General features: G+C 59.3%; 10 protein-coding genes and 1 pseudogene. 8 read left to right on the plus strand and 3 right to left on the minus strand.

The annotated features are described in order from the left end of the window. From AC0L2X_RS18540 to AC0L2X_RS18550, 3 genes are all read left to right on the plus strand, one after another. Positions 1–477 (plus strand): NifX-associated nitrogen fixation protein, encoded by a 477-nt coding sequence (locus tag AC0L2X_RS18540; RefSeq protein ID WP_473600217.1) that lies wholly within the window; start codon positions 1–3, stop codon positions 475–477. Between the two features lie 24 nt (positions 478–501). Further along, on the plus strand, positions 502–1,287 hold the full coding sequence (locus AC0L2X_RS18545) for a response regulator transcription factor (protein ID WP_473600218.1): 786 nt from the start codon (positions 502–504) through the stop codon (positions 1,285–1,287). A 99-nt stretch (positions 1,288–1,386) separates the two neighbouring features. Next, positions 1,387–2,274, plus strand: coding sequence for a universal stress protein (locus AC0L2X_RS18550; RefSeq protein ID WP_473600219.1), 888 nt, complete (start codon positions 1,387–1,389; stop codon positions 2,272–2,274). An 82-nt stretch (positions 2,275–2,356) separates the two neighbouring features. Here the strand turns inward: AC0L2X_RS18550 and AC0L2X_RS18555 are convergent. Next, a pseudogene (locus AC0L2X_RS18555) lies at positions 2,357–2,737 on the minus strand (carbonic anhydrase family protein); the annotation flags it as partial. 1,022 nt (positions 2,738–3,759) lie between these two features. On the opposite strand from AC0L2X_RS18555, the gene AC0L2X_RS18560 reads away from it, so the two are divergent. Then, complete coding sequence (locus AC0L2X_RS18560) at positions 3,760–4,098, plus strand: ArsR/SmtB family transcription factor (RefSeq protein ID WP_473600220.1); 339 nt, start codon at positions 3,760–3,762, stop codon at positions 4,096–4,098. A 554-nt stretch (positions 4,099–4,652) separates the two neighbouring features. On the opposite strand, the gene AC0L2X_RS18565 is transcribed toward AC0L2X_RS18560, so the two are convergent. Together AC0L2X_RS18565 and AC0L2X_RS18570 are read right to left on the minus strand one after the other, a co-directional pair. Continuing rightward, a complete protein-coding gene (locus tag AC0L2X_RS18565) occupies positions 4,653–5,666 on the minus strand; it encodes a 1-aminocyclopropane-1-carboxylate deaminase (RefSeq protein WP_473600250.1) in 1,014 nt (337 codons plus the stop codon). 411 nt (positions 5,667–6,077) lie between these two features. Then, positions 6,078–6,605 (minus strand): hypothetical protein, encoded by a 528-nt coding sequence (locus AC0L2X_RS18570; protein ID WP_473600221.1) that lies wholly within the window; start codon positions 6,603–6,605, stop codon positions 6,078–6,080. Between the two features lie 1,193 nt (positions 6,606–7,798). On the opposite strand from AC0L2X_RS18570, the gene AC0L2X_RS18575 reads away from it, so the two are divergent. The 4 genes from AC0L2X_RS18575 to AC0L2X_RS18590 all read left to right on the plus strand — a co-directional run bounded on the left by AC0L2X_RS18575 (position 7,799) and on the right by AC0L2X_RS18590 (position 13,322). Then, positions 7,799–9,247, plus strand: coding sequence for a lysine N(6)-hydroxylase/L-ornithine N(5)-oxygenase family protein (locus AC0L2X_RS18575; RefSeq protein ID WP_473600251.1), 1,449 nt, complete (start codon positions 7,799–7,801; stop codon positions 9,245–9,247). A 191-nt stretch (positions 9,248–9,438) separates the two neighbouring features. Continuing rightward, positions 9,439–10,254: a phytanoyl-CoA dioxygenase family protein gene (locus AC0L2X_RS18580; protein WP_473600222.1), complete on the plus strand. Its 816-nt coding sequence runs from the start codon at positions 9,439–9,441 to the stop codon at positions 10,252–10,254. Positions 10,255–10,544: 290 nt separating this feature from the next. Then, the gene (locus tag AC0L2X_RS18585; RefSeq protein ID WP_473600223.1) at positions 10,545–12,545 is read left to right on the plus strand and encodes a class I tRNA ligase family protein; all 2,001 of its coding nucleotides are present in this window, start codon (positions 10,545–10,547) and stop codon (positions 12,543–12,545) included. A gap of 450 nt (positions 12,546–12,995) precedes the next feature. Further along, positions 12,996–13,322, plus strand: a complete 327-nt coding sequence (locus AC0L2X_RS18590) for a hypothetical protein (protein ID WP_473600224.1) — start codon at positions 12,996–12,998, stop codon at positions 13,320–13,322. Positions 13,323–14,372 lie beyond the last annotated feature (1,050 nt).

A 14,372-nucleotide genomic window follows, 5' to 3' on the forward strand; every position in this document is an offset into this window, starting at 1 on the left:
ATGTTTGAAGTCGCGAGCCCTGCTGCCAACGAGGACGAGACGGCCCTTGCCAGCCCCTTCGTCAAATGCCTCGTGCGGCTGATCCGTGCTCAGGATTCCCACGGGTCATGGGACGGCAAAGCGGACGCTGAGTTGCTGGCCGACTTCATCGTCAGCAAGGAACAGCGCCGTACGATTCCAATCATCGGCGATCCCGATCCGGACGTGCTGTGGAGGCTCGACAAGTTCTACACTGCCGTCGCCCTTGCGATCGAGGAGCGCTCCGGCCTGATGGCATCGCCGATGATCGAAATGAGCCATGAGGGCTTCGGGCGCGTGCTTTTCACCGTCGGGCGGCTGGTCGTTCTGTCCAAGACCCTGCGCGACGTCCATCGGTTCGGCTTCGAGACGTTCTGCAAACTCGCCGCGGCCGGTACGAAACTGGTCGACGATGCCATTGCAGCCATCGACGCCTATCCCGAGGTGGCACGCGCATGAAACCGATTTTCGAGCAAGAGGATCATGTCAGGCCTTGAGGAGCCGCAATGGCCAGCGCACGCGGCCGACGCGGTCGAGGCCAATTTGGTTCTCGGGGTAGCGATAATGAAGCCACTGGTGCTGATCTGTTCGGACGATCCGGAGTTCCATCTGACGTATAGCCACATTCTGGAGGCGGACGGCTTCGCGAGTGAGCCGGCAGGCTGCGTGAAGGAAGCATGTGAATTGGCCGACCAGCGGGAGTTCCAGGCCGTGGTGCTGGACTGCGGGCCAGCAAGCGCGACGGGACCCACAATCTGCGCCCGCCTCAAGGGGGAGCCACGGACCGCCGACCTGCCGGTTATTGCCCGGATCGCACCGGGCGACGACAACCAGCACCTCGATCTCCTGAAGGCTGGCATTGACGAGACCTTTGTGCGGCCGATCGCCCCGGCCAAGCTTCTCGACTGTCTACGAGAGAGGCTAGCGCTGACGAAGCGGGGTTCAAACGGGATTGAAAACGGCAGCTGGCTTTCCTGTGGCAGCCTCGAGATGAAGCTCGATGCCCACCGGGTTTGCGGCAATGGCCATGACATCCCCCTCGGACCCATCGAGTTCAACGTGCTGCGGCATTTGCTCGAGGCTCCCGGCAAGGTCTTCAGCCGGGACGAGCTGATTGGCGCGGCCTGGCCGCCCAATATCCATGTCGGCGTACGCACAGTCGATGTCCATATCAGTCGGATCAGAAGGGCGCTGGAGCCGGCCTCGACCGGTATCGTCATCCGTACTGTCAGGTCGGCCGGCTACTCGCTCGAGAAGCCGGACGGCTGAATCAAGTTCCGGGTGTGGTGCCACTCCCTTTTCCTCGCGCTGTGAGCCGGTCTTGCGGCCGGCAACGCCCTCAACGAATACTCAGGAAGAAGCAGGAAAATGGCCTTTAAAACCGTACTCTGTTTGACCGGCGCTGGCCATTCCGATCAGGACGTCAGAACGGCTGCCGGCTTGTGTGCCGAAGTCGGCGCGCACCTTTCCATACTGATTATACCGCCTCCGATGCTCCTCATGTCGCATCCGCCGATCGGAGATGGTGTTCCCGAGTGGCCGGTAGGACGTCGACAGGCAATTGCCAGATTGAACGATCGGTTTCGGCAAATCGATCGATTTACACAGGACGTGGCCAGACTGGAAAAACGCTCCAAAGGCATCCAGAAACTGCTGGAATCTATGTCGCTCGCCTATGACGTTGACACCGACTGTTGCGATCCCGCCAGCCTCGGTGAATTGGCACGACAGCGGGCCCTCTGCGCTGACCTCACGATCATCGGACCGGGGCTCCTCAACGACGAGAATCTCGGACCTCCTGTTGTCAACGGCTGCTTGTTCGATACGGGAAGGCCGGTGCTTGTTGTGCCGAAGGGCTCTGAGGCGAGCCTATGGCCACGGCGCGTCCTGGTCGGTTGGGATTCGCGAGTCGAGGCGTCCCGTGCGGTTCGGGAAGCGCTGGCTCTCCTATGCGTTGCTGAGGAAGTTCGTGTCGCCCTGATCGATCCGAAGGTGAACTACAATGGGAACGGTGCGGAGCCTGGAGCCGACATCGCTGCCTATCTCACTCGGCACGGTGCTCGGGTGTCGGTTGACCTACTGCCAAGTGCCGGCAAATCGGCGGCCACGGTGCTTGCGCAGCACGCAATCGACACGTCGGCCGATATGATAGTCATGGGCGCTTATGGCAGCCGTGGGCTACGTGAGCGGCTCTTTGGCGGCGTGACGAGATGGATCTTTGAGAAGCCGACATTGCCGCTGTTTTTGGCGCGCTGACTCGTTCCGGAGTTTCACCCATGCCGTTCGAAGCTCTACTCCCCTGGGTGGACCTATTCTGTGCCATCGGGAGAAAGATCGCGACTGCTGTTTCGTCGCCTGAGATTGCGGGAAATACTGCAGCAAGGCTGGCGAAGCTGGGATTTGTCGCGCCTGGCCCCAGAAACACGCCCAGCACACCCAGAGTGTCGCTGTCGGCGTCCTTATGGACAAAATGCGCTTCCATCGGAAAACTCTTGCCTGCCACGTAGTGTTCGCTCGGCGCATGGAAATGGAAACTGTACCAGTTCATAGACACGATCCCCGCGGGTGAGGGTGCTGCCATGCGGCAGGTTGACTTGGGTGGTGTGGCCGTCGTTCACCATCCTGCCGCCGCCCTTGTGCCAACCTGTGGCGATGTAAATATCCGCTTTGACCGCGCCCTTGATATTAATCGGCATTGCTGCGTGCCTGCCGAGCAGACGAACTCTACAAGCGCAGCTGGACCGCCAGATCAGAACGAGCACGCTGCCGAATAGACCATCTGGGGCAGCAGCCGACCAGGCCAGCCACCTCTCAAGCCCGACCTGATCTCTTCCGGACAATCGGCTCATCTCGTCCCTGCCTCGTCGGGCGATTCCGATGGGGCGATCGCATCGCCGGCCGTGCAGTTACTGTTAAGCAGGTTGAGCGTCGGGTGCAGGCGCGTTGCGCGATTTGTATGGGGTCTGGGTTCGGTTCTTAAATCGGCTTCGACGGCCCGCATTCACACCGTAGATGCGCTCATCGAAACAATCGATTTTACCGAGAATAACGAACATGAAAAAGCGTTGCTCGGGAGGCGACGCCCACCGGAAATCTCTCCAGTCATGCGTAAGGCGGAAAGGTGGAGCGGAGTCCTCCCAGTTCTGATGCCTCCGGTACACCAATTTGATTGCTCGCTTTCCTGCCCCATCCTGCACCATGACGAGTCTTACTAGTTGTGCTCGCGACGGCAGGACCCATCCGGTCCGCAGCTTTGTCGAGGCTGCCTTCAGGCGTGTCGGGAAGGAGATCGTCTGGATAGGGGGAAGACATTGACGAGGTAGCCGTGAACGCAGGAGTTTGCAGGCGTTGATCCGGATAGACAAGCGCTATTGCGTCCGACCGAGGTGGATTGCCGATTGGCGACGCCTCTCGGCGGCCATCAAACACGGTTGAAGCCAAACACCACTTGGATGAGCTCGTCTAATGTCGAGGCCGATTGCGCTTACGGAATCCCTCTCGATTAACGTGAACACAACAATTTCGCTGTAGGGCAAAGATGCGGTCTTCAGCCACGCCGGCTTGATTGCGCGCGCAGTGGCGCGTCGGCTGTCGGGGCCGGAGGCGAAGGCCTTAACGGCGGACATTCGTGGTCGAAAACATTCCCGGCAGCGTTGAACCACCCAGCGCACTTCGCGAGTGCCTATGGGATTAGACACCATTGCCCCATAGCGCCGGATGAACAAGAAGGTAGGGGGATCAATGGTCTCGAAAAAGCTAATCGCCAATGCCGAATCAGCGGCCGCGTTTCTGACACTGATGGGCGACGAGAAACGACTGTTGATCATGAACTATCTGGCCGACGGTGAAATGTCGGTCGGCGCTCTCGCCGAGAAGGGTCTGCTCCGCCAATCCGCCCTGTCACACTATCTAGCCAAACTACGAGCGCTCGATCTCGTCCAGACCCGGCGCGACCGGCAGACGATCTACTATTCCTGCAAATCCGATGCCGTGCGCGAACTCCTGAACACTCTGGACGGGATTTTCGGCGAAGGTGAGCTATCGCAGATAGTATACCGCCCGCGTCGCTCCGGCACTTAAGGGGTCAATGCATGTCGCCCAAAAGCCTGCTCTTCGGCTTGAGCGAGGGTGTGCAGCGGTTTTGGGCGCAGGCTTGGCCGCCTGCTTGAAAGCGTCGGGTACGTGGATGTCGACTCAGCACTGATGCAGCCATACGGCAGACAAGGGACGTCAAGCAGGTTCCGACGCTTACGTTCTCGGCCATTGCTGAGGCACTGACGTCATCGGGTATTGCCACCGGCGACGAGGTCGATTGCGTCACAGCCGAGCTCGACGCCTTTGCTGCGCGTCTGATACTACAATCTCTTGCCCACGCATCTTCCAGGCTTTGGGGCGAAAGCCCCGTGGGCGCTCAGTTCCGACCGACCCAAGAGCGCGGCATAAGCTGAGGGATCATAGCTGACAGATTTTCCGTTATGAGCCCAGCCGGAGCGGCAAGCTGCCTCCGCATACGCGAGACGGCCAGGCGGCCGCCTCGGAATGCTGGCACCCTCTGAGCCAGAAAGCTGGCTAAATGACTCGCACGAACGTGAGCATCGCCGGCACCGCAGGTGGCGAAACCGCTCTGTCGAGCGTCAGCCATTGCGAAAGGTGTAGCCGTAACCGTTGAGCGCCGGCGCGCCGCCGAGATGCGCGTAGAGGACCCTCGACCCCTCTGGAAAGAAGCCTTTTTGGACGAGGTCTATCATCCCTTGCATTGATTTGCCCTCGTAGACGGGATCCGTAATCATGCCCTCGAGCCGCGCGCACAAGCGGATCGCCTCCTTGGTTTCCTCGGATGGAATGCCATAACGCGGGTACGCGTAGTCCTCGAGCAACACCACGTCATTCTCCGCAAGTTCCGATCCGAGCTCGACGAGGGTCGCTGTACGTCGGGCAATACGAAGAACCTGCGCCCTGGTCTTTGCGGGAGTGGCAGAGCCATCGATACCGATCACGTTGCGCTGTCGACCGTCGTTAGCGAACCCGACGATCATGCCGGCATGCGTTGAACCGGTCACCGTGCAAACGACAATGTAGTCGAAGGCAAACCCAAGCTGTTTCTCCTGGGCGCGCACCTCGTCGGCGAACGCCACATAGCCAAGCCCACCGTATTTGTGGACAGAGGCCCCGGCAGGTATCGCATAGGGTCTGCCGCCCCTTGCCTTGACATCATAGAGCGCTTTTTCCCAACTGTGGCGGATGCCGATGTCAAAACCCTCGTCGACCAGGCGCACCTCTGCTCCCATGATGCGGCTCAAGAGAATGTTGCCGACCCGGTCGTAGACGGCATCCTCATGTGGAACCCAGCTCTCCTGAACCAGGAGACATTTCATGCCGATCTTGGCTGCAACGGCGGCGACCATCCGCGTATGGTTGGACTGTACCCCGCCGACGGTGACGAGCGTATCGGCATCCGACGCGATCGCGTCGGGAACGATGTATTCGAGCTTGCGCAGCTTGTTGCCGCCGAATGCGAGACCAGAGTTGCAGTCTTCGCGTTTGGCGAAGATCTCCACCTTGCCGCCCAGATGCTTGCCGAGGCGGTCAAGCTTCTCAATGGGCGTTGGACCAAAGGTGAGCGGGTAGCGTTCGAACTTTTTCAGCATGCTTTCTCCGGGAATAGGTGATTCCGCCTGAACCAGCTCCGGCCGGTCGCCGGCGTTTTTCAATCCAAGCTGCGTTCGAAGACGTTGCAGAAGAGCTCATCGTCGTTGCCAAAGTCTCATTCAATCGACATGCAACCGGCGTGCCGGCCCATGCGACGGTTCCTATGTACCTGCCCTCGGTTGCACCGCCCCGCCATTGGACCGTCCAGGGATGCGCCTGGGCTCACTTCAAGCGCATCTTGAACGGTCAACTCGATGTCCCTGCTTGGTCAAAGTGGCGCGGCTGCGAGTTCTGATGAATCTGAGTTCTGATCCTGTCACTACGCATCAACGGAGCAGCGATGTACCGCCCCATTTGAATGCGCTGACGCACATCTGAACTTTCATTCCTGCCATCTTGCGATCTGCTAACTAGTTCAAAGAAGTCTTACCGTTGTAAAACCAGCTCGCCGGGCAGCCGGACAATACGCCGACGTAGTCGACGGAGTTCGCGCCAAAACCGTCCTTATAGTACCCGACCGTATGAAAGACGAAGGTATCGCGTTCAATATCGACCAGAGCGATGATGTGAGGCTTCCACCCCAACCTTGGGTCGAAGCCGCACATCGGATCGGCTAATCGTGGGTCAACGCCCGCGGTCAGATAATCCTTGCTGTGCCCAGCGTGGAGGGCATCTTCGCCGGGTCCGCAGAGCTTCTTATTGTCCTCCCGAAAAATGCCCGATATGTCGCGGCCATTGTCACCGGAGAGTTCGTCCCATGCCTCGCCGCTGGATCTGTGATCGCCCTCACGGGCCAAAGATTGGTTGTCGCCTGGACAAGTGGCCATCCGGTCGATGCCATTAGGACCCAAGCTCACGTCGTGGCGCTCGTTGTCAAGGATTTGGATCTCTGCTTGACCCCTAAGAAACTGTTTTAGCAGCAGGATGAGCTCTTTCATCGCAATCCTCTCCCCATCCCGCCCCGCGACGAAGCGCCTCCTATATCGCTCGTCGAGTCATGGCGGTAATCGATTGCCGTTATGCAGGTATTTACAGGATGGATGTTTTCACGTGCACTTCGCCTTTCTGCCTAGCAGTGGCGCACGGGACTACGGCGGGCCCCCACTGATAGCGAGACTATCTGAAGATTAGACACGCAAAACCGCTGGAGGAGGATGTTGCCGAGGACCTTTCATGTGACCGAAGAACGATCAAGCAGCTGCGCTGCGGTGCGCGCAGGACTGCCAACTTGTGGGGAAGGGGCGTTCCCTGTTTGCGAGAGACTCTGGCGGACAGCGAGAAGCGGCGACAAAGTCGTTTCCATCATGTGGTGTAGCTCGGCGGTTACGAAGCTCGCGCGCCGCTAGCAGCGACTAATGCGAGCGTAATGCGCTGTAAGAATGCTGTGCAAATCAGACGATAGGGAGAGGTCCGCGATCGCATGGCCGATGGGCAACTATCGGTTTCCGGACGACGCCCCGCCTGAAAAGTGCCCGACTTGGTAGAGCTCGTGCTGTCCCGAAGGACGATGAATTGCAAATCCGCGAGTGTTGCAAGGTTTACCTCCCATGTCGGACACCCGACAGGATCATATGCCTGCCCCCTTGTGTCGATCATAGGCTCTTCTGGCCACGTTCGATGGAGAGGACCTTCCGAACACATCAGCGGATGTCTCCCATGATCAGGCTCAGCGAACAAGCCGTGCCCTACCTAAGAGTGTTTCCGGGTGCGGAGCTACCCTATCAGCCTACCGGCAAGAGGCGGGCGGCGTGCAAATCGGCCGCCCGTGCAAGGTTGCTCTACGTCGGATACCCGACCGGATCACAAACCTGCTCCTAGCTGTTTTGATTATATTTCCTTCTGGCACGTTGGATGCAGGGGATCCCCTAAACGGATGTACTCCTATGGTCAGGCTCACCGAAAAATGCTGTCGCCGGCTTCGAGACCGCGCCCTCGCTGAACCCCAAGCCGGGCAAAGGTCGGAGCATCGTGTTGGAGGCGGGCGACTGTGCCCGACTAAAACACGAAACAAGGTTAGAAAGCATCTCGCTGGCCGAGCTGCGACCATCGAAGCGGGCGGAGATACGTCGATCCCGCCCACGCGCCACAAGTCGCCGGTATGAGTGTCGATCTCATCACTATGCTGGGATCCATGGGTTTCATAGCCGACCACACGAAAGTGGGGACAAACCCTGGCAAGTCCAGCGGCGCCGAAGTCGAGAATGCCGGTAAGCGCAGTGGCCGATATTCGCCGCGAACGTCGCCTACTTGGGAAGCACCTATAGGAGCAAGACAAGTGGAGCTCTCTTGCATTGGAGTGGGTGCTGGGCCGTCCAATTTGAGCCTTGCGTGTCAGATCCACGAGCAGATTGGGCAAGGGGCACTGTTCTTGGATCGGCAAGTCGAATTCCGCTGGCATCCAGGTATCGCATTCGATTCCTCGGAGCTCCAGGTCAGCCACTTCAAGGATCTGGTCACGCTGGTGAATCCGCGATCAGCCTACACTTTCGTAAACTACCTGCACGAGAACGGGCGTCTGTACCACTTCCTGAATGCACAGTTCGAGACTGTGCTCAGAGCTGAGTTCGAGCAATACCTGAACTGGACCTTTCAAAGGAACCCGCTCGTCCGCGGCGGCGAGACGGTGCGCGAAATCCGCTTTGACGGCGAGTTTCGGGTTCGCACCGATAACGCGGTTCTCGATGCCAGAAACGTCGTGGTCGGCATTGGCAAGCAGGCGCATATTCCACCTCAGTTTCAGGGCTGGACTGGACGCAACCTGTTCCACTCATCTGAATTTCTGCACATCCATCCTGAGGTGCACAAAAAGCATGTCTGCGTGGTCGGCGGGGGACAGTCCGGAGCCGAGGTGTTGTTGCACCTTCTTGGTCTGGCAAAAGAACTGCGGCCTGTCTCGATAACCTGGGTCTCGCAGCGCGAAAACTACCTGCCCCTCGACAACAGCCCGTTCACAAACGAGTTGTTCATGCCCTGTTTTTCGGATCGTTTCGCGGCGATGAGCGAGGCGCGGCGCAAGCTGTTCCTTCGGCGTTTCCTGCTTGCTTCGGACGGCATTTCGGAAAGCACGCTGCGCGCGATCTATCAGGCGCTATACCGCCACGCGTTTTTAGAGCCAAACCGATGCGAAATCACACTGCGGCCGGCCTGCACTGTCTCGCGCTGCGTCAACGCCGGCGCGGGCCACAGACTCACCCTGCAGCACGGCATGGAGGAGGTCGAAGAAGTCACGGCCGACATCGTCATCCTGGCCACCGGTTACGAGAACGCGGTGCCGGGCTTCTTGGAACCGATCGCGGACCGGCTGGAAAAGATCGACAACGAATTGGCTATTCGCGAAGATTTTTCGGTGTGCTGGGACGGGCCGCGTGACCGACGCATCTTCGTACAGAACGCGAGCCTAGGACAGCGTGGGCTGGCTGATCCGAATCTAAGCCTGCTGGCCTGGCGAGCGCGTCGCATCCTCGACAGCCTTCTGGGGCGCGCGCCGCGCGCCAACCCCGAGCATCCCGGCTTCATCGGCCCTACCTCTGTCAAGAGGTGGTCCGACACCGTCGCAGAAGAAATGGGCAGCGGGATATGACCGGCCGACTACTGATCATTGGCGGTGGCATCCAAAGAGTGATCCCGCCTTCACTGCAGCGGAGGCTGGAGAGCGAGACACACTTAGCGTCCCGTATGCCGTGGAGTACTGTTCCGTCGACCCACAACCTGACCAGCGTCGACTGCCACCGGAATGTTCGACCAACCAGTCTTTCCAACAGGAGCCTTCGCATGTTGACTGATGCACAAAGACAAAAGTGGCAGAAAGACGGATATGTCAGAGTCGAAAGATTCTTTGATCCCGCGGCTCTGGAAGCCATTTCCAGCTTTGTTGAAGACGTATCACACTGGGAAGTCAGCGATGATAAATGGCTCATGTGGTTCGAGAAGACGACGGACAATCGCAAGATCACCTCCAAGGTCGAGAATTTTCTCGATTTCCATGATCGATTGCGTCGTTTGCTCCTAGAAGATCGGCGCATAGAGTCTGCGGTCGAGGACTTGCTTGGCGAAGATTCGCGCAGGCTCAAGGAGTTGCTGATTTTCCACTATCCCGACAGCGGCGGCTATCGCCCGCATCAGGACATTTATCACATTCCACACAGACTCCCCGACCGGATGGTCCATGCGGTCGTTGCCATAGGCATCGACGACTCCGACCCGGGCAACGGGGGGCTTTTCTTCAGCGCCGGCAACCACAAGAAGGGGATATTTCCCATGGATGCCGGTGGGGTGATTGATCCTGAGATCGCCGAAACATTCTCCTGGGAACCCGCAGTATGGAAGGCTGGCGACATCTTCATCTTCGACGATTACGCACCGCATTACTCGCAGCCCAATAAAAGCAATCGTTCGCGGCGGACGCTCTACTTGGTCTTCCAGCGTGCTTCAACCGGTGGACCGACCCGCGCTGAATATAATGTGTTTAAGCGCGTCCTTAATCCGCCAGAGGGCAAAGTGGCCGATCTAGACAATCTCAAGCCGCCAAACGGCATTTTCTATCGCGATGAACTCACGCAGCCAGGCGTGGCATGCACACGAAACTGATCGACCGCTCCAAAAATGCGGGGAGCATGGCGTTCTGACTTGTGGGCTACTGGAGTTTCGCCGCAGCCCCGTTACGACGCTCCGGCACGTCGGATGCAGTAGTCGCCGGGGCGGTCTTCTCTGACGCCCAAAGCCTACTGGCCGCCCGTCTTCGCCGCCTGTGGGCTGGAGCCGGATTATTCTCGCGGGGGCGCCAGCGGCTCCGGGCTGCCGCCTCTCTTCGCAACTTGCAGCAGAGGCTGTTGCGTTGGCAGCCGAAGATAGCACTGCTTCAACGGCTGAGGTTCGTCATGCGCAAATCCACGTTTTCTCGAACGGAGCTGTCGCGGGCGTTCGGAATCGACATGGCCACGCTTGGAACGGGAAGCGCGGGCACCGGGTTTTCCTTCGGCAAGGTGGCACCGGGCGCCACATCCGAGCCCCATCGACACGACGAAATCGAGGCCTTCGTGGTCCTGTCTGGCGCGGGCAAGGTCAGGACCGACCTTGGGGAAATTTCGGTCAAAACTGGCGATGTCATTCTGTTTCACCCTTTTGAAGCCCATGTGCTGCGCAACGATGGGGACGAAGACCTTAATTTCGTCGATGTCTACTGGCGTGACGGCAAGGCCGCCCTCAATGCAGCTGCACAGACCGCGACTCCGCGCGGACCGATCTTCGTCTTTTCCACGCCGCCGACGCCCAATGGCGATCTGCATCTAGGGCATCTTTCTGGCCCTTATTTTGGCGCGGACGTGTACACGCGTTTCCTGCGCATGAAAGGGGCCGAAGCTTACCACCTGACTGGGAGCGACGATTACCAGAGCTACGTTGTGATCCGTGCCGATGCCGATCAATCGACGCCCGCAAAGGTGGCGCGCCACTACGCGGACGAGATTAGAGCCACGCTTGCACTTCTCGACTGTGAGGTCCACAGCTTCCTGCCCACGTTGGGGGATAGCGCTTATGCAGAGTTTCAAGCCGCGTGTTTTCGTAGTCTTCTGAGCAGCACGGCGGTAGATCTGCGCGAGAGCCCTGCGCTCTTCGATGCTGTGACGGACGACTACCTTTACGAACCGGATGTAAGCGGCCTCTGCCCAGATTGCGGCAGCTCGGCTGGCGGAAACATCTGCGAGGAATGCGGCGCGCCGAACCTATGCCATGACTTGGGTACGGCCCGGTCGCGGCACTCTGCCGAGGCGCCCGTCGTCGGCTCCGTGCGCCGTCCCGAACTTGCGCTGGAACGGTGCTACGTCAATATCGACCGGCATTTAAGGGCGTCGGGCGCCCCCGCTCGGATCATGGACGTCTTCGCGCGTCTGCGCGAACGCGGCGACTTTTCCGTGCCCATCACCCATCCGTCGGACTGGGGCCTACCGGCCGAAGGGCTCCCGGGGCAGGTGATCTGGGTTTGGCCGGAGATGGCTTTTCGATTTCTTTACAACATCCAGGCGCTAGCTCACTTGCTTGGGCGCGACTGGAATGCGGCGATGCCCAGCAATGATTGGCAAATTGTCCATTTCTTCGGCTTCGATAATTCCTTCTACCACGCGCTACTTTATCCGGCGCTTTACGCTGAGGTCTTCTCCCACTGGACGCCGTGCATCCGGTATCATGTGAACGAGTTCTACCTGCTCGAGGGCAAGAAGTTCTCGACCAGCCGCGGCCATGCGGTCTGGGGCAAGGAGGTTCTGACCCCAAAGACAGTCGATGTCGTCCGTCTTCATTTGGGCCTGACACGCCCGGAAGGTGAGCGGACGAACTTCACTCTGGACGCGCTACGCCGCACCGAAAACGAGGTGTTCCAAAGAATCTGGCTGAATTGGCTTGATGCGCTGCACCGGGAAATCAGGCAAGACTTTGGCGGCCGTGTGCCCGACGCAGGCGACTGGGCCCCGGCCGATCGCGCCTTCTTTGCCCGAATAGAGATCCATCGCGCGGCTATGGAACGTGCCTATTCGGACGATGGCTTCTCGGTCCGGCGCGCGGCCGCGCAGGCCTGTGATTTCGTGAGCGATTGCGTACTCTACCGTCAGGCGCAAGACTATGAAGCGGCGCGACGTCTCTATCCCGCCCGCACCCGCACTTCGCTCGCCCTTCAGACGACCGCCGCTGCGATCCTGGCACAGACACTCGCGCCGCTGATGCCCCGATTCGCCAGCACACTCGCGCGAGGCGTCGGCGGCGTGTCAACCGAAAGATGGCCGCGGTCGGTCCAGAGGCTTGCGCCCGCGACGACCTTTGATCTCGGACCTATGCTGGAGTTTTATGCCAGAGCAGACATTCCTGTTCTCAATGAGGGGGAGGCATAAAGGCATTCGGCCAGCAAAATAGTAGCCGGTCATTCCTATAGACGAGAGGCGTTGTCCCGCCATCGGGCACTATCCAGGACGCGCTAGGCTGCCCCAGCGTCCCGAACCGCATCACCTGCTTGACCGGCTGGCAATAGGTCGGAAATTCCGCGATTCCGAAAAAGTTGATCAGCGCAGTGGAGCCCGCTCGGCATTTGCCGCACGAATGGCAGGTGCTGGAAAAGCTGTCGACCGAGTGATCCTCCAAGGCGCGGGCCAGGGTCTCGACGATATATTGGTTAAGGCCAGCCAGTGTTTGTGTTAGTGGCCTTCGGCAGCCACTGGGTAGCGAGTAAAGCTTCGGCATCATCGGCTTTGATTGCCGCCCAAATCTGGTCGAAATTACGATAGGCTATTATTCGACCCAATCGAGCTTCTAAGGACGACCGCCATCTACGGCGCAGATTTAGTATGGTCGCGCTCGAAGGTGAGCCGATGGTGTCGCTCGATTCCTGGCTGGAAAAGGCGACCCAGCGCAGAACAACCGTACCGTGGTGCAGCATTGCATGCTTGTCGGTGCTCAACGCCGCGCGGATCGAACGCAATGCCCGCCGACATGCCAATCGGGTGGTGAATTATACGATGCAAGCAAGGATCACATGCGGCGGTGGCCGCGCTTCTAGACAGCTTGGAACTCGGCGACAGATCACGCCCGCTCTGGTCGACGACTGGGGCAAGCGCGGGGCTTTGGAATGGTCGGTTGCCATGGTGCGTTCCCCGGTCGAACCTGTTCCATAGCAGTCGATCCCGGTTCGGGCTTTCATCGCGGGTCATGGTCATTTGCACTCGACTACCGCGCCTCGGTGGCAGTGACGCGGCGCCCCATCGGCAGAAGCGATAAGCCCAGCCACATTTGATCCAGGCCACCGAATCGAAAGACTTACGTCGTGGCCCCGTGTCCTGCGCGATGTCACGTTCCGCATGGGGCCGGGTGAGATTCCACCACCTTTCAACGGCATCGTCGGGCTTACCCGTCGCGACGACGGGGCGTCCGCTTCGCCTCGCAGCGGAAGCAGACGCGAAATCCTGAGCACTGCGGTGGCGTACAGAAACCTGCAACGCTTCCCAACCTTTGTCACGAAGACATAGGAGGTGCATCGGCAAGCTGCATCCGTCGTCTAGCGAAACAGCATACGCAGGATCTGGTGGAAGCACGCGACGGCACTCGACGCGCTGGGCCTCGTCGGCCCGGCTCTAGGAGAAAAGATCAGGCATAGGCCAGCAGCCAAGGCGCTGCATACGGGGAGTCCGTTGTGGAGATCGCCCGCGCATCGCCGGCGCCGAATGATGCTAGATGAGCCGACGCCAACATTACCGCGGGGCAGACAGCCAAGCGGTTCTCGCCCTCAAGCGTCTGACGCATGATGCGTGTCCAAAAGCTGACAGCGGCAGAAAACATGTCGGGTTCAAAACAACCGGCCGTCTTGGGCTTGTGAGGTTTTTGAGCCAGAACATGCATTTACTGCGGGCTAAGCGCGCTGGCACGACGTTTGCTGGTTTAGATCGGCAATACTGAGTGAGGGCGGATCGCATGAGAACACGCAAGACATTGATGTCTCCGAACCGGTCGGTTCCATTTCTGAGAGAAGAACCAGCTCGCGCATAAACGTCAGGAAAGCTGTGGGAATGGAGAACGACATGTTGCGTAGTGAGTCCCTGGCTCCTCCGATCAAAGTGGACGATTGGCTGCGTGGCGAACCCCTTACGAACTTCAGCCCGGGGATGATAGGTGGAATGGAGCCCTGTTCAATTCGCCCATTTTCTGCGGCACGCCCGCAGGCCGGACAT

This window comes from Mesorhizobium sp. WSM4828 (assembly GCF_055811175.1).

Excerpts from the sequence above, each read along its gene's own strand:
- AC0L2X_RS18540 (WP_473600217.1), top strand. The coding sequence starts at position 1 with ATGTTTGAAGTCGCGAGCCCTGCTGCCAACGAGGACGAGACGGCCCTT.
- AC0L2X_RS18545 (WP_473600218.1), top strand. The coding sequence starts at position 502 with ATGTCAGGCCTTGAGGAGCCGCAATGGCCAGCGCACGCGGCCGACGCG.
- AC0L2X_RS18550 (WP_473600219.1), top strand. The coding sequence starts at position 1,387 with ATGGCCTTTAAAACCGTACTCTGTTTGACCGGCGCTGGCCATTCCGAT.
- AC0L2X_RS18560 (WP_473600220.1), top strand. The coding sequence starts at position 3,760 with ATGGTCTCGAAAAAGCTAATCGCCAATGCCGAATCAGCGGCCGCGTTT.
- AC0L2X_RS18565 (WP_473600250.1), bottom strand. The coding sequence starts at position 5,666 with ATGCTGAAAAAGTTCGAACGCTACCCGCTCACCTTTGGTCCAACGCCC.
- AC0L2X_RS18570 (WP_473600221.1), bottom strand. The coding sequence starts at position 6,605 with ATGAAAGAGCTCATCCTGCTGCTAAAACAGTTTCTTAGGGGTCAAGCA.
- AC0L2X_RS18575 (WP_473600251.1), top strand. The coding sequence starts at position 7,799 with ATGGGTTTCATAGCCGACCACACGAAAGTGGGGACAAACCCTGGCAAG.
- AC0L2X_RS18580 (WP_473600222.1), top strand. The coding sequence starts at position 9,439 with ATGTTGACTGATGCACAAAGACAAAAGTGGCAGAAAGACGGATATGTC.
- AC0L2X_RS18585 (WP_473600223.1), top strand. The coding sequence starts at position 10,545 with ATGCGCAAATCCACGTTTTCTCGAACGGAGCTGTCGCGGGCGTTCGGA.
- AC0L2X_RS18590 (WP_473600224.1), top strand. The coding sequence starts at position 12,996 with ATGGTCGCGCTCGAAGGTGAGCCGATGGTGTCGCTCGATTCCTGGCTG.